The organism is Novosphingobium sp. TK46 (assembly GCF_055361525.1).
Map to the genome: position 1 here is coordinate 3,717,695 of NZ_CM143963.1, position 20,530 is coordinate 3,738,224.

Here is a 20,530-nt window from a genome sequence, read left to right on the forward strand (position 1 = left end):
CGATCTTTTGTTAGAGCGCCTGTGGGTGGCGTATCCCGAAAGATCGGAAATAGACGATCATGAACAGTGCGCAAAGCGAACGGTACGCTCACGCCGCGCAGGAAGATCGCAGCGCTCCGCGTAGGAAGTTGTCGATTCCCGCGGTGTTAAGACCCGCCGGCGGCAAACGCTTCCAGACCGTGATCCGCGATATGTCGCTATCGGGTTTCTCGGCCGCAGCCATAAGTCGAATACCCGATGGAACGGCGTGCTGGCTCACTCTTCCTGCGAGAGAAGCGATGCAGGCGCGAGTGGTTTGGTGGGACCGTGGCCTCGTCGGCTGTTCGTTCGATAATTTGCTGTGCCAGGTAACGTATGATGCCATTCTTGAGCGGTGGCATGCGGAAAGCCAGTATCCTTGAGGAAGCTACGACCTCATCAGCGTGACTTGCGAGACATCGATCCCGCATCCCAGGAACCCACCTTCGCAATACATCAGGTAATAACGCCATAGCCGTACGAAGCGTTCGTCGAAGCCGGAAGGCAGTCTTCCTTCGGCAACCGCGCCGTCGAAATTCGCACGCCACTCCTTTAGTGTCCGGGCATAATCCTGACCGAATGCGAAATGGTCCTGCCACACCAATCCGCGTGCTTCGGCGAGTCGTCTGAACTCCGGCTCATTAAGAAGCATGCCACCGGGAAAGATGTAGGCCTGGATGAAGTCCGCGCTCTGCGCGTAGCTTTCGAAGACATCTTCTCGCAGGGAGATATACTGAAGCACGGCTTTTCCGCCGGGGCGCAGGTTACGCGCCACACAGTCGAGAAATGTCCCCCAATATTCGCGTCCCACCGCCTCGACCATTTCCACGCTGACGATGGCATCATAGGCTCCGGCGACTTCGCGATAATCCTGTTTGCGAAACGTGACGCTGCCACGCTGCGGCTGCCAGCGGTCGGACGCGTACTGCAGTTGCTCGTCCGAAAGGCTGATGGCATCGACGTGCGCGCCTTTTTGTTCTGCCAGGAACCCTGCGAGCGTGCCCCAACCGCAGCCGATCTCGAGAACCTTGTCGCCTGCGGATAATGTCAGGCGTCGATCGATCTGGGCAACCTTCGTCGATTGGGCCGCATCGAGCTCGCTAAAGAACTGCATTGCCGAAGTGGGCGTAACACCTTCGCGCGCGAATATCGCGCTTGAATACAGCATGCTTGACCCCAGCCAAGCGGCGTAGAAATCGTTGCCCAGATCGTAGTGCAGATGGATATTGCGCCGTGCACCCTTACGCGAATTGCGGCGAAGCTTGTGCAAGATGCGAGCCACAAGTCGCCACGGACCCCGCGCCCGCGCTACGCCACCCAGCGTCGCGGCATTGTCCATGAACAACGCGAACAGTGGGACAGGATCGGGGCTGCTCCATTCTCCCGCTTCCCATGCCTGGTACCATCCAACCGAGCCAGTGGTCGCCAGCCTCAGCAGAGCGCGATAACTGTGAAGTTCGACGACGGCGATAAAGCCTGGCTTGTGCCCACCGACGAGACGGGTCGAGCCATCGGGAAAAGTTGCCTGAATCGATCCACGCGCAAGCCCCGCATCAATGCGGTCGACGATGCGCGTAAGACCCCCGGACCACAGTCTTGCAAGCCACTGCGGGCCGGTTCCGATGGACCGCCCCGCTGCAACCAGTTCACCACCTCTATCCGGGACGTGTGCGTTCATGGGCGGGCGATATGGCGTGCTTGCGCAGCAGTGGCAATGTTAAGCCGGCCCTCGAATAGGCAGATCAGCCTTTTACCTTGCGATAGGCTGCCAGTGCCCGCTCGCGCGCTTCCTTGTGACCGAGCAGTCGCGGAGGATAGGCGCCTGGCCGCTTGCCATCATCGGGGTCGTGGATGTCGCTATCGGACAGTTCACCCAGTTCGGGCACCCATTCACGGATGTAGTCGGCGGCACCGAATTTTTCTGACTGGCTAAGCGGCGCCATGATCCGCGGGAACATGCTGGAATCCACGCCTGAGCCCGATACCCACTGCCAATTCACACCATTGTTGCCATAGTCTGCATCGACGAGCGTGTCCCAAAACCAGCGCTCGCCTAGGCGCCAGTCGATCAGCAGGTGCTTGATGAGGAAACTGGCGGCGATCATGCGCACACGATTGTGCATCCATCCCATCGACCACAACTGGCGCATTCCCGCATCGACGATGGGATAACCGGTGCTACCCTGCTGCCATGCCTTCAGATCATCCGCAGCCTCTTTGCTTTTCGCGGGATCCCGCCAGGGAAATTTCGCGAAAGCCTCTCGATAGCTTTTCTCGGGGTAGCCGGGATACTGCGCGATCACGTTTTGCGCATAGTCGCGCCATACGATCTCGCCGCGATACGTGTCGGCGCCCTTGCTGCGCTTTCCTTCCACTGCATGCCAGATCTGCGTTGGTGAAATCTCACCCCAATGCAGATGCGGCGACATTCGTGAAGATCCGTCTATCGAGGGGCGATTGCGATCATCCGTGTAGTCATCGACACGATCAAGGAAGTCGTCGATTTGCGCCTCGGCAGCGCCCTCACCGGGGGTCCACGCACTTCCGAACCCCTCCGACCAGTCGGGCTTCGTGGGCAACAGCTTCCAGGCGGCAAGTTTGTCTGACTGGGGCCAATGGGTTGGCGCTGCAAGTTTGGGGACCGGGAGCGGATCCCTGAGCGGAAGTTGCGCTATGAGCGCGCGCGCAAATGGGGTGTAAATCTTGAAGGGCTGACCCGCCCCTGTCCTAACCATACCGGGTGGGGCCAGGTAGTTTCCATCATGAAGCTGCAGGTCGACCCGTGCGCCCAGAAGCGACTCCGCTTCGCACCACCATGGTTCGTAATGGTGGATGGCATCGATCCCGCTGGCACCGGTCTCCTTCACCAGCGCCGACAGTTGCTCCACACTGTCTCCCTTGCGCAAGATCAGACGCAATCCATGCCGCTTGAGACCTTTCTCGAGAGAAACGAGACTGCCGTGAAGCCACCATCGCGATGCGCCGCCCAGCTTGCGGTCTCCTGCCCGGTCGTCGTCCAGCACATATACGGGAATGACCGGCCCTTGTTCGGCAGCAGCACAGAAGGCAGGTTGATCGGCAAGCCGCAGATCGCGGCGGAGCCACACGATGCGCGGCACGGTCTTCGACTTGGTCATCGTCGCGCAACGACCCTCCCCGCAGTGCGTTCCCTGCCCTTATGGACGCCGACAGCCAAATTTTCACCGTTCCCAAATTCGGGCACAGGATAGATCCGCGCAAGGCCCTGATCCTCGCCAGTTTGTGCTGGATCGGTTTTGGGATCATGGCCTGGGCGGTGGCGACCGCTCGCACCACGACGATCGACGAGGCGGGCATGCTATTCTGGCGTGGTTCGGACCTCCAGCCACGCGGGTCGACCAAGTTGCTCGAAAGCGTTCGTGATATCACCGCGTTGGGCGGAACGCTGTTGCGCAACCTGTTCGCGCTTGCTGCCATCGTCGGATTGCTGTTCCTTCGCTTGCGCCGGGAAGCAACCTTGCTCACGATCACCGTCGCGCTCGCCTGGCTGGTCAATAGCGTCCTGAAGCAAATCGTCGGTCGCCCCCGGCCCGAGATCGTACCGCATCTTATGGAGGCGGGCGGCAACAGCTTTCCCAGCGGGCACAGCTTCAATTCGGCCGTAGTCTACATCAGCATCGCCTTGGCATTCGCAGCAATCAGCCACCGCGGCAGCGTGCGGGCCACTGTCATCGGCGCTGCGGTGGTCGTGAGCATGATCATCGCCTGGAGCCGCGTATGGCTGGGTGTTCATTGGCCCAGCGACGTCATCGCCGGTTGGCTCGGCGGTGCCGGATGGGCGTTCCTGAGCAGCGCGCTTCTGTTTCGGCCCGCACAGATGGCCGTGGCCGCCACAGAAGACGGCATCAGCGAGGATCCTGACAACCTGGACGGCGAACCGAAGCAGAGACGTTGAAGTTTCGGCTGAGTGCCGGGCCGCTGAATCGCGCGTCGCCGAACGTTACTCTTGCTTCGCAACCGTGTCGCTCGATACTGGCGACGGGAAGCTGCGACCAAGCGAGGAATTTTCGTACCTCCGGCGTCGCGGTTGAGGCCTTGGTGACAATAGGATCGCCCATGTGGTCAGGCAAACGCGCATCCAGGCCGATGAGCATCGTCAGACTTTTCAGCGGATCGTACCGGCCGAATGTCACGAATCCATCTCGCCGCCATATGACGTCGCGCCGCCAGAACTTGATCGGCTCCGGAGAGGCGAAGATGCGGTCAGGGCGGGCATGGGGTGATCCGGCCGCGGGCGCTCGCCACGCGAAGTTCGAGATCGCCAGGTTGAGCAAGACAAACGCAAGCGCGCTAGCCAACGCAAGCCGCGCAGGCCTTCCGCTATCCTGCCGACGAGACAGCCAGATCCCGATACCCAGTATCCCAAGAAGCCATGGCGAAACGATAAACAATGCGTCGGTATGAAACCAATGCGTGCTCGCCAGCGACAAAAGCTGGATCGCATATACGTTTTGCAGGTCGAGCAGCGGATGAGTCAGCGCGCCAAGGTAGCTGAGCGTGACCAGCCATCCGAATTGCATCTGCAAGCCGCTGCGAAATTCCGCACCTCGCCGCACCTGCCACCGATCCAGCAGCCACAGCAATCCCGCGAGCATCGGCGGCATCAGAAGCACCCCGCCGACCAATCCATGCGTGAAGCCGCGATGCGTCGCCAGCGGATCCCAAGGCGCCCATCCGAAGAACACGTCTATGTCGGGCATGTTAGCCGCCAGCACGCAAGTGGCCAGCCCCTTGCGGCTACGACGCTTGAGGCCCGTTTCGGCCAGCGCCCAGCCAACCAGGCTATGCGTGAGGTTATCCACCTGCCCTGGCCTGCCCGCCGCGGGTCGTCGCTGGCGTTATGTCATGAGTCCATGAGTAGCCTCGGGCTCGACCGTCCATGTCTGGCCCTTGCTGAGGAGCTTGGCCAGATCGGCGGTCTTGCCTGCGACCGACTGCGCCTTTTCCGATGCTACCGACGCTTCGAAGGTCGGCGCCGGATCGTTGTAGATCACGCCCAGGGCCATCGGGAACGGTCCGAAGGTCATCTCGACCAGCATGTGCGCGAGGCCACGGTTCCTGACGTTGTGGACCACCACGCCGGCTGTCTGCCAGTCACCGTCGACCACCGGCACGACCTTGAGTGACAGGGTATCCATATCGAGGGCCAGGCCCTTGGTACCCTTGGCGAACAGCAGCGGCTCACCATCCTTGCACCAAAGCTGCATCTCGTCCGCCACGGCCTTGGTGACGAAATCGTCGAAGCGGTCCTTGTTGTAGACGATGCAGTTCTGGAAGATTTCGATGAACGCCGCGCCCTTGTGTTCGTAGGCGGCGATCAGCACTTCGGGCAGGTTCTTCGACACGTCGAACCCACGGGCGACGAAGCGCGCGCCCGATCCCAGCGCGAACGCGCATGGCGAGGCGGGACGATCGTAGGAACCAAGCGGCGTGGTGGGCGAATTGGTACCCTGGCGGCTGGTCGGCGAGAACTGGCCCTTGGTCAGACCGTAGATCTCGTTGTTGAACAGCATGATCTGGCAGTTCAGGTTCCTGCGCAGGACATGCATCGTGTGGTTGCCGCCGATCGACATGCCATCGCCATCACCGGTCACGATCCAGACGTCGAGATCGGGGTTCGCCAGCTTGATCCCCGTCGCGAACGCCGGCGCGCGCCCGTGGATCGTGTGGAAACCGTAGCTTTCGATATAGTACGGGAAGCGGCTGGAGCAGCCGATGCCGGAGACGAACACGGTATTCTTTGGATCGGCGCCGACCATCGGCAACGTGCGCTGCACGGCCTTGAGGATGGCGTAGTCGCCGCAGCCTGGGCACCAGCGCACTTCCTGATCGGTTTCCCAATCCTTGAGCGTCGTCGTGATGGGGGTCATGTCGTTCATGAGTCTTGCCTCGTGATCCCGCAGTCGGGGGTCGAAATCAATCGTTGTGCGCTTCGGGGCTTGGCAGCTGGCCTTCGTTGACGAAGACTTCGCCGCCTTCGTTGCCCGGTACGCTATCGAAGAACCTGGCGATGGCCTCCTCGATCTCACCGATCGCGAAGGGCTGGCCGGAAACCTTGTTCAGAGCGACCGCATCGACAAGGAACTGATCGCGCAGCACGGTCTTTAGCTGCCCCGTGTTCATCTCGGGCACCAACACGTTCGCATAGCTACCCAGCAACTCGCCCAGATTGGCGGGAAGCGGCCAGATATGTCGGATATGGACGTGGCTGACGTCCAGACCTTTGCGCCGCGCGCGGCGCACCGCCTGATGGATCGGCCCATAAGTCGATCCCCAACCCACGACCACCAGCTTGCCAGAGGTTTCGCCAAGCGCCACGTCCTGCGCGGGGATCGCCTTTGCGACACCATCGATCTTGGCTTTGCGGGCGTCGGTCTGCGACTGATGGACGTGCGGTGCGTAGTCGATGTTGCCGGTGTCGATCGCCTTTTCGATGCCGCCGATGCGATGCATCAGGTCTGGCGTGCCCGGCTTGATCCACGGGCGCACACCCTGCTCGTCGCGCTTGAACGGCAGTACCTTGCCTTCGGAGTTGTTGGTCTGCTCCAGGAACACCTTGGGAAACGGCGCGAACGAAGCCGGATCGGGCACCTTCCATGGCTCGGACGCATTTCCGATATACCCATCGGTCAGCAGCATGACGGGCGTCATGAACTGAGTGGCGATGCGGCACGCCTCGATCGCACAATCGAAGGCATCGGCTGGCGAGCGTGCGGCGATGACCGGCAGCGGAGCATCGCCGTTGCGACCGTACACCGCCTGGTACAGATCGGACTGTTCGGTCTTCGTCGGCAAGCCGGTCGAGGGGCCGCCGCGCTGCGAGTTGACGATCACCAGCGGCAATTCCGTCATGATGGCGAGCCCCATCGCCTCGCCCTTGAGCGCGATGCCCGGACCGGACGAGGACGTAACGCCAAGCTGACCTGCATAGGACGCGCCAATCGCCGCGCAGATCGCCGCGATTTCGTCCTCCGCCTGGAAGGTGGTGACCCCGAACTCCTTCATCTTCACCAGATTGTGCAGGATCGCGGAGGCCGGCGTGATCGGGTAACCGCCGAAGAACATCTGCAGACCGGCCAGTTGCGCCCCGGCCACCAGACCCAGCGATACCGCATCACCACCCGTGATCGTGCGATAGAGCCCCGGCTCCGCAGCCGTTGGTTCGATGTGCAGCTTCTTGAGCGGACCGGCCAGTTCGGCGGTCTCGCCATAGGCATGCCCAGCATTGAGCGCGGCGATGTTGGCCTGCGCGAGCACCGGGTTCTTCACGAACTTGCCGTTGAGCCAGTCGATCAGCGGCTGCCGGTCACGGTCGAACATCCACAAGGACAGCCCCAGCGTCCACATGTTCTTGCAACGCAGCGCCTCCTTGTTGCCGAGGCCGAACGGCTTGACCGCCTCAAGCGTCAGCGCGCTGATGTCGAAGGCCATGACTTCCCACTTGGCGAGGCTGCCATCCTCAAATGGGGACGTCTCGTACTTCGCTTTTTCCATGTTGCGCTTGTTGAATTCGCCGGTGTCCGCGATGATCAGACCGCCGGGCTTCAGCGCCTGGACGTTGGTCTTCAAAGCCGCGGGGTTCATCGCCACCAGCACGTCGGGGGCGTCGCCAGCAGTCGTGATTTCGCTCGAGCCAAAATTGATTTGGAAAGCGGAGACACCGAAGAGCGTGCCTTGCGGTGCACGGATCTCAGCCGGGAAGTCCGGGAAAGTCGCCAGATCGTTGCCCGCCAGCGCCGTGGAAAGCGTGAACTGCCCCCCGGTGAGCTGCATGCCATCACCCGAATCCCCGGCAAAACGCACCACGACCGCCTCGGGCGCAGTCGTTTCAGCCACCATTGAGCTGTGATCTTCGGCAGGAAGTGTCGCCATTATCATCCTCTGTCGCCGGGATGTGCGCGCTGGTCTGTCGACCCGTGCCCGGCCTTTTCTTGCTAGGTGTGCGTCCGCTTAGGTGAGACTGCCACTGACCCGGATCAACCCACCTGGCAATTTAGAAAATCCATCGTCGGCCAAACCTTGGCAATCGATAGAGGCTGTTAAATGCGACTGGTCAAGAGCGGGCGCTTACCGCAATGTCAACCGCGCTACCGCCGTCGGAACCTTCCGTGGCGCTTTGCTTTCATCAGCGATCATCCACCAACTGAGTTGCTTGGCACCCATGACCGACGCTTCCCGGCTACCCTACCGCCCATGTGTGGGCATCATGCTCGTCAACGCGGATGGCAAGGTTTTTGTCGGCAAGCGTATCGACAATCGAGAGGGTGATTGGTGGCAGATGCCGCAAGGCGGTGTCGACAAGGGTGAGGACCTGCGCGGGGCCGCTTATCGCGAACTTTGGGAGGAAACCGGAGCGCAGAAGGCGCAGGTGACCTTCCTGGCGCAAACCGAGGAAGCGCTTCTCTATGATCTTCCCGACGCGCTGATGGGCAAGCTTTGGGGTGGAAAGTATCGCGGCCAGAGCCAGATCTGGTTTCTCGGTCGTTTCGCCGGAACCGATGCCGACATCGATTTGAACGCCCATAAGCCACCCGAATTCGAAAGCTGGCGCTGGGTCGATCCCGAGCTACTGCCCGAACTCATCGTGCCTTTCAAAAAGCCGGTCTATACCGCGGTCTTGAACGAGTTCCGTTCGTTGATCTGAGCCTGTCAGAAGTACGGCGATGCCAGCCTATCGATTGCCCCCGATCGGCTGGCATGAAGATAGTGGCGCTTAATTCTCGGATATGGTCGGGTTGGGCGTAACCGCGGCTGCGCTGACGACCTTTGGCGCAGGTCCCTTGGCGATCACGGCCGTGAGTTGCCGAACCTCTGCGCAGTCGGAGCCGCACATGGTTTTGAGCCGCGCCAGGTTGCGGTTCGCTTTTTCCGTAGCGCCCTTCTCGGCCATGGCGGCGCCCTCGCCGGCGATGGCTGCAAGGTTGCGCGGATCACCTTCCAGCGCTTCGCGATAATAGTGGATCGCCTTGCCCTGCATGCCCAAACGGCGCGTCGCCCCCGCGAGTTCGATCAGGATCTGGCCATTGCCGGGCTGTACGGTAAGCGCCGCCTCGAACGCATCCACGGCTGCCTCGGTCCGTCCGGCGGCAAGATCCGCGCGTCCTTGCGAAAGCAGAGCCGCCGCACGGGTATCGAGCGCCTCGGCCGGTGCCGATTGCAGCATGCTCGAACTTACGGCTGCGACAAGCGCGAGAGCGAACGCGATGGGAGTGTAACGCATCAGAATATCCTTGGCCGAAAGCGATGCTCTGGTCATTGGCTAAATCGCTATCACAGCGCGCGAAACCGCGCGATGAAAAAGCCGTCGGTACCATCACGGTAAGGCGATAGCCGCGTGCCGATGCCGCGGGGTGCCCCCAAAGGCATCGCCAAGGGGGTGGCTTCCCAGGCGTTTCGATGCCGATCGACGAAGCGCGCTGCCTGGCTGGCGCCCTCGGCGTCCAGCAGCGAACAAGTGACATAGACCAACCTGCCGCCCGGCTTTACCAGGGCCGCCGCCAGATCCAGCAAGCGTTCCTGCACAGCGACGTAGCGGCCAAGCTGCTCGCTCGTCAGGCGCCAACGCCCTTCCGGATTACGGCGCCAAGTGCCCGTGCCGGAGCAAGGCGCATCGACCAGGACCGCATCCGCCCCGCCAAGCAGGTCGGCCAGCGCGTCACGCTCGCGACCGGGATCGAGCAGGCGGGTCGCGATCATGGTGACGCCGGCGCGGTCGGCTCGCGGCGCCAGACGCGACAGCCGGTTGCGATCGGTATCGGTGGCTATCAGGCTACCGGTGTCATCCATCGCTGCGGCCAGCGCGAGGGTCTTGCCCCCACCGCCGGCGCAAAGGTCGACGATGGTTTCGCCGGGCTGTGCCGCAACCATCTCGCAGGCCAGTTGCGAACCTGTGTCCTGCACCTCGATAACGCCTTCGCGCCACGCGGCAGAATCTTCGACACGCGTACCGAAGGGATACCGCCATCCGTTCGCTGCGGCCGTTCGCTCCGCCCCTTCGGGCAACCTGGCCCGATCCGCGCGAAGCGTATTCACTCGGACGTCCAGAGGGGCTCGATCCAGCAAGGCGGCGGCTTCGGCGTCGACGATGCCGCTTTGCGCCAGCGCGTCGATCAACCATGCAGGTGCGATGCCGCCGCTGGCGACCGCCTCTCCTGCGAGGATCGCAGGGGGCGCATGCGCTGACCCGTCGAAGAGCGCTGCCAACGCCGGATCATCACGTACCGACCGCAGCATCGCGGCACGACCGTTGGCGGGCACCTCGCCGCAGCAGCGTATCGCGCGATAAACCAACGCGCGCACGGCTCGCCGATCGCCGCTGCCGGCAAATCGACGGGCCTTGAACCAGTCGGCGACGATGCGATCGGCAGGGGCACCGTTTGCCCGTGCGGAAGAAATGATCAGGTCCAGGATGTCGATCGCGGCCTGGACCCGCGCGGATGGTGTCATGACCTTGCGGCATCGCCTGCCGCCGGACAATTCTCCGACGACCGCTGCGTTTCACAATCGATCACGATGGGTTTAGCGCGTCGGATAATTTGGCGCCTCGCGCGTGATGGTTACATCGTGGACGTGACTTTCGCGCAGGCCCGCGCCGGTGATGCGGATGAACTTGGAATTGCGCCGCATCGCGTCGATCGTGGGTGAGCCGGTGTAGCCCATGGCGGCCTTGATGCCGCCGACGAGCTGGTGGATCACCTCGCGCGCGGGCCCCTTGTAGGGAACCTGACCCTCGATGCCTTCAGGTACCAGTTTCATCTGGTCCTTGATGTCACCCTGGAAATAGCGGTCGGCCGAGCCCCGTCCCATGGCACCGACAGAGCCCATCCCCCGGTACGACTTGTAGGAGCGCCCCTGGTATAGGAACGTCTCACCGGGGGCCTCCTCGGTTCCTGCCAGCATCGAGCCAACCATTATCGTCGAGGCCCCGGCGGCGAGCGCCTTGGCGGCGTCGCCCGAAGTGCGTAAGCCGCCATCCGCGATCACCGGCACGCCCGACTTGTCGGCTTCCTCGGCGGCTTCCATCACCGCGGTCAGCTGCGGCACACCGACACCGGCTACCACGCGCGTGGTGCAGATCGACCCCGGTCCGATACCGACCTTGAGCGCATCGGCACCGGCATCGATCAGCGCGCGCGCCGCCTCGCCGGTTGCGATGTTGCCCGCGATGACCTGCGCAGAATTGGAAAGTTTCTTCACCCGCTCCACCGCGCGCGCGACATCGGCGTTGTGACCGTGCGCGGTGTCGATGACGATGACGTCGCACTCGGCTGCCAGCAGTGCCTCGGTACGTTCGAAACCCTTGTCGCCCACTGTGGTCGCTGCGGCTACCCGCAGACGGCCGGCCGCGTCCTTGGTGGCGCTGGGATACATGACGGCCTTCTCGATATCCTTCACCGTGATCAGACCGATGCAGCGAAAATCGTTGTCGACAACCAGCAACTTCTCGATCCGGCGCTGATGCAACTGCCGCCGCGCCTCCTCCTGTGTGACACCCAAGCCGACAGTCGCAAGATTGTCGTGCGTCATCAGCTCGGACACCGGCTGTAAGGGGTTGGCGGCGAAACGCACGTCGCGGTTTGTCAGGATGCCGACCAGCTTGCCGCCGGGCTGCTCGACGACGGGAATGCCGCTGATGCGATGCTGGCTCATCAAGGCCTGCGCATCACCCAGAGTAGCGTTGGGCGAGATCGTGATGGGATTGACCACCATGCCACTCTCGAAACGCTTGACGCTGCGAACGGCGGCACACTGCTCATCGATCGTCAGGTTGCGATGAAGTACGCCGATACCACCCATCTGGGCCATGACGATCGCCATCTCGTGCTCGGTCACCGTGTCCATCGCCGAGGAGATCACCGGGATGTTCAGACCAATGGTCTTGGTCAACTGTGTTCGGGTGTCGGCCTGGTTGGGTACGATGTCGGACTTCGCCGGGCGCAGGAGGACATCGTCGAAAGTAAGCCCGAGCGAAATATCCATAAGCGCCAATCTCCGATGCGGATTCGTGGCGGCCCATGTAAACAAGGCGAAGCCGCCCGGCTAGGGCATCATTTCGCTGGCGTCGCGGTTAGCCCCCCCGCAGGTGCTGGAACGGGCAGCGCCACCTTTCGCGCGTCGCCGAACCAGCGCGTCAGGGCGGTCAACATCCGCACGTCGTCCGCCGCTCCGCCCAGTTCCAGCGGTCGCGAGAGATCGTCGCTCGGCTTGTGGTAAGGGCCATCGAAGAAGGCGCGGATCAGATCGAGCCGACCGTAGGCGGTGGTTACCATTACGGCAGGAATATCGTGTTGCTGCAAGGCCCAGCCGTCCTGCCGCTTGACGAATTCATTGGCGGCATCACCCGGCACGAGCTCCATCCGTTCGGCCCGGGCAACTTTTTCTATCTGCGCATCCAGAGCGGTCATCCCGCGGCCAACGATCGCGAATGGAGTTCCGTGTGGTGCGATCGCGACACTGTCGATGTTGAACGCCGCAACTATCTGCGCTGGCGGCAGCGGGGGATTTTCGCCGAACGCGTGCGCTCCCAGCAGACCCAGTTCCTCCGCTGTCGAGGCCAGGAAATACACGTCACGATCCAGTTGCGGTCCCCGCGAAAGGCGACCCGCTACTTCCGTCAGTGCCGCCACCCCGCTGGCATTGTCGATCGCACCATTGCAGATCAGGTTCTTCGCGGGCGGCTTGGCACAAATGCCGAAGTGATCCCAATGAGCGACCAGCAGGACCGCGCCGCTTTCCGGGTGGCGCCCGGGAAGTTTACCGATCAGGTTGTGCGTGCGGATGGTTGTCTCGTGGGTCGTCGCCTCGAGCGTGACCGCAAGGTCAAGCGGCACCGCCACAAAACCTGGCCGAACCGCCTTCTGAGACAGCTGATCCAGGCTCTCACCCCCGCCCTTCAGCAGATCCGCCATGGCGCTGCGGCTGATGAAGCCTTCCAGATCGCCGCCGATCGTATCATCGCCCAGTGCGTAGCCGGTGCGTTGCCGATGTGCGACCACTTGCTCAAGCGTGCGATCGGCGTCCAGCACCGTCAGTACCGCGGCCGCTCCCTGAGCCAGAAGCTGGTTCTGCCGCGCGCTTGTCTCGATACCTTGCTGCGAAGTCGGTCCATCGAGCATTACCGCCACCCGACCGGCAAGCTCGTTGCGGGTGAACTCCTGCGTCCGGGCGTAGCCGACGAACAGCAAAGGCGCTTCGCGGACCAGACTACGCTTGCCCGATGTGAGCACTAACATCTGGCTCTCAGATGCGATCAAGCGCTTGCCCTTGCGAGAGAACCGGGCGGCGAACCCGGCCGGTGTGCGCGCAATCAGCGTAACGGGTGAGAACCACTCGTGGCTGGGATCATTCGTTCCGGATACCAGACCAATCCCGAACCATTCCTTGCCGAGATATCGCAAGGTCTTCGCTTCGCCATCCGTACCCGGCTGCCTACCCTCGAAATCGTCGCTCGCCAGAACCTGGATCTGCGCGCGCAGGCGCTCCTCGATCTCGCGATTGGCGCGTGTGGTGGCCGCTACGCTCGGAACCGAGGCGAGCGCCAGCCAGCCGCCAAGGGCTATCGCAGCGGCCATCCCCGCCCGTCCGATGAGTTTCGCGATGCCCCTGGTCATGTATCCAACGTACGAACGTATATCTTTCGACTAGGTGGCGAAGTGAGGGATGAATCAAGGGCGATGATGAAAATTTCGCGACTGAGGCGCAAAAGCCGCAGTTTTCCAGCGTCGCGTCGAGGCAAGGCGATCCGGAACAAACCGGGCTGAGATCGCTTAGAGCGACTTGACGGCCGGGCGACGCTCCGGCGCATGGCATTGTGGGTTCGGGCGGACCGCAACAGGGGGCTAGAACGCGTGAGACTCAATCCCTTCGATCCTGGCAACATACGTGTAAGCGAAGGCGGCGGCGGGGGATTCCCGGGCGGCGGCGGCGGCAAGATCGGATGTGGCACCCTAGTCATCGCGCTGATCGGCGCGGTGGTTTTCGGTGTGGATCCGGGTCAGATGATCGGCGCGATCGAAGGTGGACAGCAACAGGTAGGACCTGCTGAAACCAGCCCGCAAGCAACCGATGCGAACACGATCTGCAAGCGCAATGCCTATGCGAACGAAGCCTGCAACGCTCTCGATTCGCTCAATCGCACCTGGCAGCCGCTGTTCCAGAAAGCCAATATCCCGTTCGAGCAGCCGACGCTGACCTTCTACCAGGGAGGTACGCAATCGGGCTGCGGTGCCGCGCAGAGCGCCATGGGACCGTTCTACTGCCCTATCGACCAGGGCATATACATCGACACCAGCTTCTATGACCAGATGGCGAAGGATCTTGGCGCCGGCGGTGACTTCGCCCGGTACTACGTCATCGCGCATGAATATGGGCATCATGTCCAAAAACTGACGGGTATTGCCGATCAGATCCACAGTGCCCAGCAACAGGGCAGCCGCGAACAGGCCAACGCACTTCAGGTACGTATGGAGCTTCAGGCAGATTGTTATGCCGGCGTATGGGCTGCCAAACATCGCGACCTGATCGAGCCTGGCGATATGGAAGAAGGCCTCAATGCCGCCAGCGCGATCGGGGACGATACCTTGCAGCGCAATTCCGGTCAGCAGGTGTCGCCGGAAAGCTTTACCCACGGCTCCAGCGCTCAGCGCATGCAATGGCTCAAGCGTGGTCTCGATACCGGGGATGACAATGCCTGTGATACCTTCGCCGACTTGAAGCGATAACGGTATGATGGTCCGCACGCTGGCGGTAACGGGTACGATAGCGTCGTTGATCGTCTCGCTCATCGTCGCGCAACCAGCCTTGGCGCGAGGTGATGATCGGCCGATAACCCGGCGCGAGCCGGGGGTCGTCGATGTCGCCAAGACCCCGATGACCGACCTCAATCTAACCCGGACGGAGATACCCGCGCTGTTGGTCGAAGCGCAAACCCGTCCTTACTCGACGCAGGGTCTGGAAACCTGCGCAGCGATCGTTGCGGCCGTAGAAGAGTACGACACCGTGCTGGGACCGGATGTCGACCTACCCCAGGCGGAACGATCGCGTCTGAGCACCGGCCGCGTCGCCCAATGGGCGGTCGGGCGGCTGATACCTTTCCGGTCGCTGATACGGGAGGTCTCCGGCGCTAACAGTCAGGAACGTGAGATACGATCCGCCGTTCAGGCGGGTATGGCTCGTCGCGGGTTCCTCAAGGGGCTCGGGGCGGCCAGAACTTGCCCCTATCCGGCCTCGCCAGCCACCGAGACGATTGTCACCCGCTACTCGGCAAGCCACCGGCAGAACGAGGATACGAACCTGCCCGACCCCCGGGCGGATGAACCGAAGAGCGCTCCATCGGCGTCCCCGCCGTCCAGGCCACCTGTAATTTTTACCTCGCAGCCTGTCGTCCAGCCCGCAGCGTCACCGCCATCGTCACGCTAGCCTGATCCTTGGGGCAGGTACGGAACCGAAAAAAGCCCCCCGGGTTTCAAAGAAATGATCGGACTGCCCGCGATGGACGCACCGGTCGGATGATCGATGCTTGGATAAGGAACCCGCTATGACCAAGACGCTGAAAAAAGGTGATAAGGTAACTTGGGAGACCAGCCAGGGTGAGACCCACGGAACAGTCGTCAGGAAGCAAACTTCGGAAACGCAGATCAAGGGGCATAAAGTAGCCGCGAGCAAAGACGATCCTCAATATATCGTCAAGAGCGACAAGTCGGGCAGCGAAGCCGCTCACAAGCCGAATGCACTCAAGAAAGGCTGATGCTTGCACCGACCACGCGCCCGTGTTTGGGCATGAACCAATGATTGTGCCGCAGATCGCTATAAGAGACAATCTGCGGCACGGTCGTATGCCAAAGGCTCACATCATATCAGCGGAACTTTGCGCCTAACTCGATGCCATAGGTCACCGGCGAGTTCCAGACGGCTCCAGTCCCCAAGGTGTTGAAAAGAACCTGCGTCTGGTATCGCTTGTTAGTCACGTTATCGCCGAAGATCGCAACTTTGTAACGCTCGGAGGGATCGGTCCATTCCGCCCGGAGCGATAACAGCTCATAAGCGTTTTGCTTGAACTGTTGTTCTGGATCGAAATAGAAACTGGACGTGTAATAAAGGTTGCCCGACAGCATCAGGCGCCCGCCACCCAGATCCAGGCCATAGCTGGCGCCGATGTTTCCGGTGAACTCGGGAGCTCGCTGCATCTTGAAACCGGAAGCGTCGGTCGACGTTTGGACAAGTCCTCCCGCACCTATACCGCCCAAAGCGGGTGGCGTGCAGGCGATGGCCGATGCCGCCACAGGATCGCAATAACTGTAATAGGGAGCGTTGGTGAACGACTTATAGCGGGCATGGGTCCATGCGGCGCCGCCGTATACGGTGAACGCCTCGCTCGCTTTGTATCGCACCTGGGCTTCCGCGCCATAGATTTCGGAGGAGGCGGCGTTGCGGATCTGCGCCGCGCCGTCCTGGTAGCTGGAAACCTGCAGGTTCTTGTAATCGTAGTAGAACCCGGCAAAATCGGCCTGAAAGGCGCGGGTCTCGTACTTGTAGCCGACTTCGAAAGCGTTGATCTTCTCAGGCTTGACCGGCTGCTGCGAATAGCCGCCCACATTGAGGATGCCCGCCTTGTAGCCGCGCGTGAACGATGCATACACGCTCGATTCCTCGCTCGGCTTGTATCGCACCACGGCGCGTGGGGTGAAGCTGTCGTTCTTCAAAGTGGGAACGCTAACGCGATCCCCCGGCTGCCCGGTGAAGGGGACGTTCTGTCCTTCGGGACCCGTATACCCCGTCAGCGGTGTGGTGAAGTTGGCAACGAAGTAGCCGTCCGCGACCTCGTCGTGGCTATAGCGACCGCCCAGGGTCACGAAGAACTTGGGGCTTACCTCGTAGGTTGCGTCGACGAAGCCGGCATAGGACTTCGTGTTCGTGCTGGAACCGCCGAAGGGCGAGAACGGTGCGGCACCGAAAGACGCTCCGATGGTCCAGGTGTCCTTGATCTGGAAATAGTTCAGTCCGGCAGTCCACTGTAGCGGCGAGCCCGCCTTGGAGTTGACGATGAACTCCTGGCTCCACGTCTCGTCGTTGACGCCGACGAAGATGTTGAACTGCGGCAACGTCGTCGCGTCGAGATCGCCGAAGTACGGGGAGAGATCCTTGCGATATTGCGAGTACGAGGTCAGTTCCACCGAACCGAGATCGGCCTTGATCGTGGCCTGCAGACTATCAGAATTGGTACGAAAACTCTGCGGCGCATTGAGGAGTACGTCGCCGGGTTTGGTCGCATATGTTCCAGCCGGAGCATAGTAATAGACCAGCGGGAGACCCTGCGAGCTTGACCGACCGTACACGCCCTGCCCGACGGGCGAGAGTTTGTCGAAGAAACCGGCCTTGCCCGACTTGTCGACGTAGGCGTTGACCAGCTGCGTCGTTGGATCGTCCGTTTCGGCATGGTTCCAGCGCAGCAACAGCGAGACGTCGTCGGTCAGATCCGCCTTGAGGCCGACGCGCACGGCCCAATTCTCGTATCGGCCGACATCGTCGTCATCGGTGGCGACATCGGTAAAATAGCCGTCGCCGCGCCGATAGGAGCCTTGGATGTCGAGCGCCACCCGATCGCTGATTCCGAAAGTCGCGTATCCCTGCGCCTTGACCGAGTTGAAGCGGCCATATCGCACCACAGCTTGGGCGCTGGTTTCGGTGCTTGGCTCACTGGTCGAGACGATGATGGCACCGCCGGTGGTATTTCGCCCGAACAACGTTCCCTGCGGCCCTTTGAGGACCTGGATGCTTTGGACGTTGAGCAAATCGAAGTCGGAAAGGTAGGTGTTGGCCTGGAAGAACCCGTCGACGTAGATCCCGACGTTGGGACCACCGCCAGAGGTGGTGATCGCCGTGCCCACGCCGCGGATGGTCGGCTGAACGGCCGGACCCTGGCTGTCGAAGCGCAGGCCGGGCGTCAGTCGTGCGGTGTCCGACAACTGGCTGACGTTCGCCGTGGAAAGCTGTTCGCTGCTCAGGCTCGTCACACTTATCGGCACGTCGCGCGAAAGTTCCTGACGGCGCTGCGCCGTGACGACGATTTCGCCACCACCGGTGTCGGTTTGAGCTTCGTCCTGGGCATAGGCGCTCGTGGAGTTCATTGAACATACGGCGCCAAGGCCGATAACCGAGCATGTCGCCCGCCAGACACTTTTCCTCATAGAAATACCCTCCACGGACGTCATAAACGCGCACCTCTGCGGGGTGCTCACGGTCCGACCCCTGCTCGTACAAGCCGTCCGTTTATTGACCAATTTGGACGCTGCATATCGGGTGGAACGAAATGTCACCTCTTGTGGCTTTGACGCCACATCAACGTAAGGAGCAACGATCAAGCTGGTTCTCGGTCAAGCTTGGTTTTTAGCTGAAAGGGCAATGCCTCTTCGGGCGGCGTACCGGTTGCTGTCGTCCAGCCGTTCGGCCAATCATGCCGGGCGGCGCAACGCCGAGCGCGTGCCCGCCCATGCGTACTTCAAGTGTTCGTGAACCTGATCCCCAAACATCGCCGCGATTGCTGCGCAGGCATGCGGCTCCCCTCGTGGGAGTTCATTCCTTTATGTCGTACTTCGTAGCTCTCTGCGCGACGGCAGGGTTGATGGAGATCGCCGCATTCCGACCTTCGTCCGCCTTGGCCGTCATCCCCAAGCGTTTTTGGACGAGCGAACGGGCGTACAACGACCACGCGCTGCGCGGCATGACTTGAATCGCCCGATCGTAGTCGTCCAGCGCATCTTGCAATTCTCCACGCCTGAACCGCACCAGCGCGCGACTGTCGAGATATGGGCCGTAACCCGGCCGCAGTTTCAGCGCCATGTTACAGTCTGCAAGCGCACCATCGAGTTCGCGATTGAGCAAGGCGCGCGACCAGCAGCGGCCATTGTACGCCACCTCCCGCCCGGCATCGGCCGCATGCAGCTTGAGCCATGCCCCATAGTTGGCGATTGCCGGCGCCAGTTCGTCCAGCTTCTCGTACATGCGGGCCAGATCAAGGCGACGATCGGAACCGGGTGCCAGCCCCGCATCCGCGGCCTTCAAGTCCTCTGCAGCGCCAACCCGGTCCTGGTTGGCGAGACGTAGCCGCGCTCTTTCGAGCCGCACGTCGTAGTTTGTCGGCAGCAAGCTGACGGCCGTATCGAAATCGGCCATCGCGAGCGACGATTGATTATTGGCAAGACGGGCCTGCGCGCGAAGATGGACATAGCGCCCCTCGTTCGGCGCCATCGCGACGGCCTTATCGAAGTCGGCAAGCCCCTCGGTGAATTTGCCATGTGACATGAACACGGCGCCGCGCCGACTAAAACTCTCGGCGTCGGTCGGCTCAGCGGTCTTGTCCGAAAGGTCGAGCTTTTCACCCGATGCCGTGCGCGCACCCGATGGCGTGAGCCCGAACAGCGGCCCACCCTCGTAGGTCATGTAAAGCATATGATTGGCGTTCGAAACGAACATGCGATGGGTGAGAAAGAAGTCGAAGCCGATCAGCATATCGCCATCGAACTGTATGTCGGCGAACTGGAACTTGGGCTTTGAAACGACCTCCCCGCCAAGATCGATGGAACTGAACGTTGCCAGCCAGGTGGCGATCCGATGCGACCCAAGGCCGGCGGTCATGCCGGACGGCATTACGCCGGGGCTTTGCGGGGTGATGCCCGCGCGTTTCGCAGCGGAGAGGGTCATCATCGTGGTAGGCGATCCGGTGTCGAAAATGGCACGCATCTTGACACCATTGACCAGGACGGTGCCGATGATGTGAGGCTTCCACGAGCCACCGTTGCCGCGTTCAAGCGGGATCGTCGAAAACGGCTTGCCGTTCGCCCAGTATGCAAGCGCCATGGAGCGGCAATCCTCGACCCGCATCAGCCGGACCATGCCATGCGGCAGATCGTACTCCGTATCGCCGAGCGCGAGGATATTCTGACCAAGCAGTCCTGCGGTTCCGGTATCGCTGCCACCCACGATGAAATCGACCGGCGGCAGTGCGATGCCGGCGAGCGAGAAGTCCTTGGTACGCGTCAGCGAGGCCGAGCTATCCCCGTTGATGCCGCGCAGCCGGAACCATGCGGGCGCGGGCTCCGTCTTCAAGCCGAACTCGGCGGCCGATGCGCGCGACAACGTGCTGTAGAAGGCGCCGCTATCGACGATGAGCCGCGTATCGCGCTGACCGAACTTCGCGTCGATCATCGCCCGTCGGCCCACGAGCGTGACCGGGAGTTCCGCGAATTTTGCGACCTTGCAGGCGGCAACGGCAGGCTGAGACACGAGCAGCCCCATGATACCGGGAAGGATCGACCATAGCCATGGACTAGCCCGCATTTGCTTGCCTCGACGCATCGGATCGCAAGGTAGTCCTCGATATCAAGAAACGTCAAGGTAAGACGAAACTAGAGGATCCACTTCAATTGGTGTTCTGATCCAATCCATCACGACATTGTTGTTTTATACTCCCGCTACC

17 protein-coding genes are annotated in these 20,530 nt (G+C 61.7%); 6 read left to right on the forward strand and 11 right to left on the reverse strand.

Annotation, left to right across the window (positions count from 1 at the left end; all coding sequences use genetic code 11):
• Nucleotides 1-59 precede the first annotated feature (59 nt).
• Nucleotides 60-401, forward strand: a complete 342-nt coding sequence (locus ACXJ1Z_RS17735) for a PilZ domain-containing protein (protein WP_463778482.1) — start codon at nucleotides 60-62, stop codon at nucleotides 399-401.
• A gap of 5 nt (nucleotides 402-406) precedes the next feature.
• Here ACXJ1Z_RS17735 and ACXJ1Z_RS17740 read toward each other — a convergent pair whose 3' ends face one another.
• Nucleotides 407-1,696: a class I SAM-dependent methyltransferase gene (locus tag ACXJ1Z_RS17740; protein ID WP_463778483.1), complete on the reverse strand. Its 1,290-nt coding sequence runs from the start codon at nucleotides 1,694-1,696 to the stop codon at nucleotides 407-409.
• A gap of 64 nt (nucleotides 1,697-1,760) precedes the next feature.
• Nucleotides 1,761-3,155 carry a cryptochrome/photolyase family protein gene (locus ACXJ1Z_RS17745; protein WP_463778485.1) on the reverse strand — a complete coding sequence of 465 codons (1,395 nt, stop codon included), beginning with the start codon at nucleotides 3,153-3,155 and terminating at the stop codon, nucleotides 1,761-1,763.
• Nucleotides 3,156-3,196: 41 nt separating this feature from the next.
• Between ACXJ1Z_RS17745 and ACXJ1Z_RS17750 the strand changes: the two genes are divergently transcribed.
• Nucleotides 3,197-3,952, forward strand: coding sequence for a phosphatase PAP2 family protein (locus tag ACXJ1Z_RS17750; RefSeq protein ID WP_463778486.1), 756 nt, complete (start codon nucleotides 3,197-3,199; stop codon nucleotides 3,950-3,952).
• Here the strand turns inward: ACXJ1Z_RS17750 and ACXJ1Z_RS17755 are convergent.
• From ACXJ1Z_RS17755 to ACXJ1Z_RS17765, 3 genes are read right to left on the reverse strand one after another with little or no spacing between them, the layout of a single operon-like run.
• Nucleotides 3,903-4,859 carry a metal-dependent hydrolase gene (locus ACXJ1Z_RS17755; protein WP_463778488.1) on the reverse strand — a complete coding sequence of 319 codons (957 nt, stop codon included), beginning with the start codon at nucleotides 4,857-4,859 and terminating at the stop codon, nucleotides 3,903-3,905. The genes ACXJ1Z_RS17750 and ACXJ1Z_RS17755 overlap by 50 nt on opposite strands.
• Nucleotides 4,860-4,895: 36 nt before the next feature.
• Entirely contained in the window at nucleotides 4,896-5,936 is a 1,041-nt protein-coding gene (locus ACXJ1Z_RS17760; protein WP_463778489.1) for a 2-oxoacid:ferredoxin oxidoreductase subunit beta, read from the reverse strand.
• 37 nt (nucleotides 5,937-5,973) lie between these two features.
• Nucleotides 5,974-7,929, reverse strand: a complete 1,956-nt coding sequence (locus tag ACXJ1Z_RS17765) for a 2-oxoacid:acceptor oxidoreductase subunit alpha (protein WP_463778490.1) — start codon at nucleotides 7,927-7,929, stop codon at nucleotides 5,974-5,976.
• 289 nt (nucleotides 7,930-8,218) lie between these two features.
• Between ACXJ1Z_RS17765 and ACXJ1Z_RS17770 the strand changes: the two genes are divergently transcribed.
• Entirely contained in the window at nucleotides 8,219-8,701 is a 483-nt protein-coding gene (locus ACXJ1Z_RS17770) for an RNA pyrophosphohydrolase (RefSeq protein WP_463778492.1), read from the forward strand.
• Between the two features lie 69 nt (nucleotides 8,702-8,770).
• Here the strand turns inward: ACXJ1Z_RS17770 and ACXJ1Z_RS17775 are convergent, their stop codons facing one another.
• The 4 genes from ACXJ1Z_RS17775 to ACXJ1Z_RS17790 all read right to left on the reverse strand — a co-directional run bounded on the left by ACXJ1Z_RS17775 (nucleotide 8,771) and on the right by ACXJ1Z_RS17790 (nucleotide 13,667).
• The gene (locus tag ACXJ1Z_RS17775) at nucleotides 8,771-9,277 is read right to left on the reverse strand and encodes a tetratricopeptide repeat protein (RefSeq protein WP_463778494.1); all 507 of its coding nucleotides are present in this window, start codon (nucleotides 9,275-9,277) and stop codon (nucleotides 8,771-8,773) included.
• Nucleotides 9,278-9,327: 50 nt separating this feature from the next.
• Entirely contained in the window at nucleotides 9,328-10,503 is a 1,176-nt protein-coding gene (locus ACXJ1Z_RS17780) for an RsmB/NOP family class I SAM-dependent RNA methyltransferase (RefSeq protein WP_463778496.1), read from the reverse strand.
• Between the two features lie 72 nt (nucleotides 10,504-10,575).
• The gene (guaB, locus tag ACXJ1Z_RS17785; protein ID WP_463778497.1) at nucleotides 10,576-12,036 is read right to left on the reverse strand and encodes an IMP dehydrogenase; all 1,461 of its coding nucleotides are present in this window, start codon (nucleotides 12,034-12,036) and stop codon (nucleotides 10,576-10,578) included.
• 68 nt (nucleotides 12,037-12,104) lie between these two features.
• Nucleotides 12,105-13,667 carry a M28 family peptidase gene (locus tag ACXJ1Z_RS17790; RefSeq protein WP_463778499.1) on the reverse strand — a complete coding sequence of 521 codons (1,563 nt, stop codon included), beginning with the start codon at nucleotides 13,665-13,667 and terminating at the stop codon, nucleotides 12,105-12,107.
• Between the two features lie 237 nt (nucleotides 13,668-13,904).
• Here ACXJ1Z_RS17790 and ypfJ point away from each other — a divergent pair, with 237 nt between their 5' ends.
• The 3 genes from ypfJ to ACXJ1Z_RS17805 all read left to right on the forward strand — a co-directional run bounded on the left by ypfJ (nucleotide 13,905) and on the right by ACXJ1Z_RS17805 (nucleotide 15,802).
• A complete protein-coding gene (ypfJ, locus tag ACXJ1Z_RS17795; RefSeq protein ID WP_463778500.1) occupies nucleotides 13,905-14,777 on the forward strand; it encodes a KPN_02809 family neutral zinc metallopeptidase in 873 nt (290 codons plus the stop codon).
• Between the two features lie 4 nt (nucleotides 14,778-14,781).
• Nucleotides 14,782-15,474, forward strand: a complete 693-nt coding sequence (locus ACXJ1Z_RS17800) for a hypothetical protein (protein ID WP_463778502.1) — start codon at nucleotides 14,782-14,784, stop codon at nucleotides 15,472-15,474.
• 118 nt (nucleotides 15,475-15,592) lie between these two features.
• Nucleotides 15,593-15,802 (forward strand): hypervirulence associated TUDOR domain-containing protein, encoded by a 210-nt coding sequence (locus ACXJ1Z_RS17805; RefSeq protein ID WP_463778503.1) that lies wholly within the window; start codon nucleotides 15,593-15,595, stop codon nucleotides 15,800-15,802.
• Between the two features lie 109 nt (nucleotides 15,803-15,911).
• Here the strand turns inward: ACXJ1Z_RS17805 and ACXJ1Z_RS17810 are convergent, their stop codons facing one another.
• Both ACXJ1Z_RS17810 and ACXJ1Z_RS17815 read right to left on the reverse strand, forming a co-directional pair.
• The gene (locus ACXJ1Z_RS17810) at nucleotides 15,912-18,182 is read right to left on the reverse strand and encodes a TonB-dependent receptor (protein ID WP_463778505.1); all 2,271 of its coding nucleotides are present in this window, start codon (nucleotides 18,180-18,182) and stop codon (nucleotides 15,912-15,914) included.
• Nucleotides 18,183-18,627: 445 nt separating this feature from the next.
• Nucleotides 18,628-20,391 carry an aspartyl protease family protein gene (locus ACXJ1Z_RS17815; RefSeq protein ID WP_463778507.1) on the reverse strand — a complete coding sequence of 588 codons (1,764 nt, stop codon included), beginning with the start codon at nucleotides 20,389-20,391 and terminating at the stop codon, nucleotides 18,628-18,630.
• Between the last annotated feature and the right edge of the window lie 139 nt (nucleotides 20,392-20,530).

Bases quoted from the DNA above. Each gene is read 5' to 3' on its own strand.
- guaB (WP_463778497.1), bottom strand. From the start codon at position 12,036: ATGGATATTTCGCTCGGGCTTACTTTCGACGATGTCCTCCTGCGCCCG.
- ACXJ1Z_RS17750 (WP_463778486.1), top strand. From the start codon at position 3,197: ATGGACGCCGACAGCCAAATTTTCACCGTTCCCAAATTCGGGCACAGG.
- ACXJ1Z_RS17815 (WP_463778507.1), bottom strand. From the start codon at position 20,391: ATGCGGGCTAGTCCATGGCTATGGTCGATCCTTCCCGGTATCATGGGG.
- ACXJ1Z_RS17770 (WP_463778492.1), top strand. From the start codon at position 8,219: ATGACCGACGCTTCCCGGCTACCCTACCGCCCATGTGTGGGCATCATG.
- ACXJ1Z_RS17740 (WP_463778483.1), bottom strand. From the start codon at position 1,696: ATGAACGCACACGTCCCGGATAGAGGTGGTGAACTGGTTGCAGCGGGG.
- ACXJ1Z_RS17800 (WP_463778502.1), top strand. From the start codon at position 14,782: ATGATGGTCCGCACGCTGGCGGTAACGGGTACGATAGCGTCGTTGATC.
- ACXJ1Z_RS17810 (WP_463778505.1), bottom strand. From the start codon at position 18,182: ATGAACTCCACGAGCGCCTATGCCCAGGACGAAGCTCAAACCGACACC.
- ACXJ1Z_RS17745 (WP_463778485.1), bottom strand. From the start codon at position 3,155: ATGACCAAGTCGAAGACCGTGCCGCGCATCGTGTGGCTCCGCCGCGAT.
- ACXJ1Z_RS17780 (WP_463778496.1), bottom strand. From the start codon at position 10,503: ATGACACCATCCGCGCGGGTCCAGGCCGCGATCGACATCCTGGACCTG.
- ACXJ1Z_RS17735 (WP_463778482.1), top strand. From the start codon at position 60: ATGAACAGTGCGCAAAGCGAACGGTACGCTCACGCCGCGCAGGAAGAT.
- ACXJ1Z_RS17805 (WP_463778503.1), top strand. From the start codon at position 15,593: ATGACCAAGACGCTGAAAAAAGGTGATAAGGTAACTTGGGAGACCAGC.
- ACXJ1Z_RS17760 (WP_463778489.1), bottom strand. From the start codon at position 5,936: ATGAACGACATGACCCCCATCACGACGACGCTCAAGGATTGGGAAACC.
- ACXJ1Z_RS17790 (WP_463778499.1), bottom strand. From the start codon at position 13,667: ATGACCAGGGGCATCGCGAAACTCATCGGACGGGCGGGGATGGCCGCT.
- ACXJ1Z_RS17765 (WP_463778490.1), bottom strand. From the start codon at position 7,929: ATGGCGACACTTCCTGCCGAAGATCACAGCTCAATGGTGGCTGAAACG.
- ACXJ1Z_RS17775 (WP_463778494.1), bottom strand. From the start codon at position 9,277: ATGCGTTACACTCCCATCGCGTTCGCTCTCGCGCTTGTCGCAGCCGTA.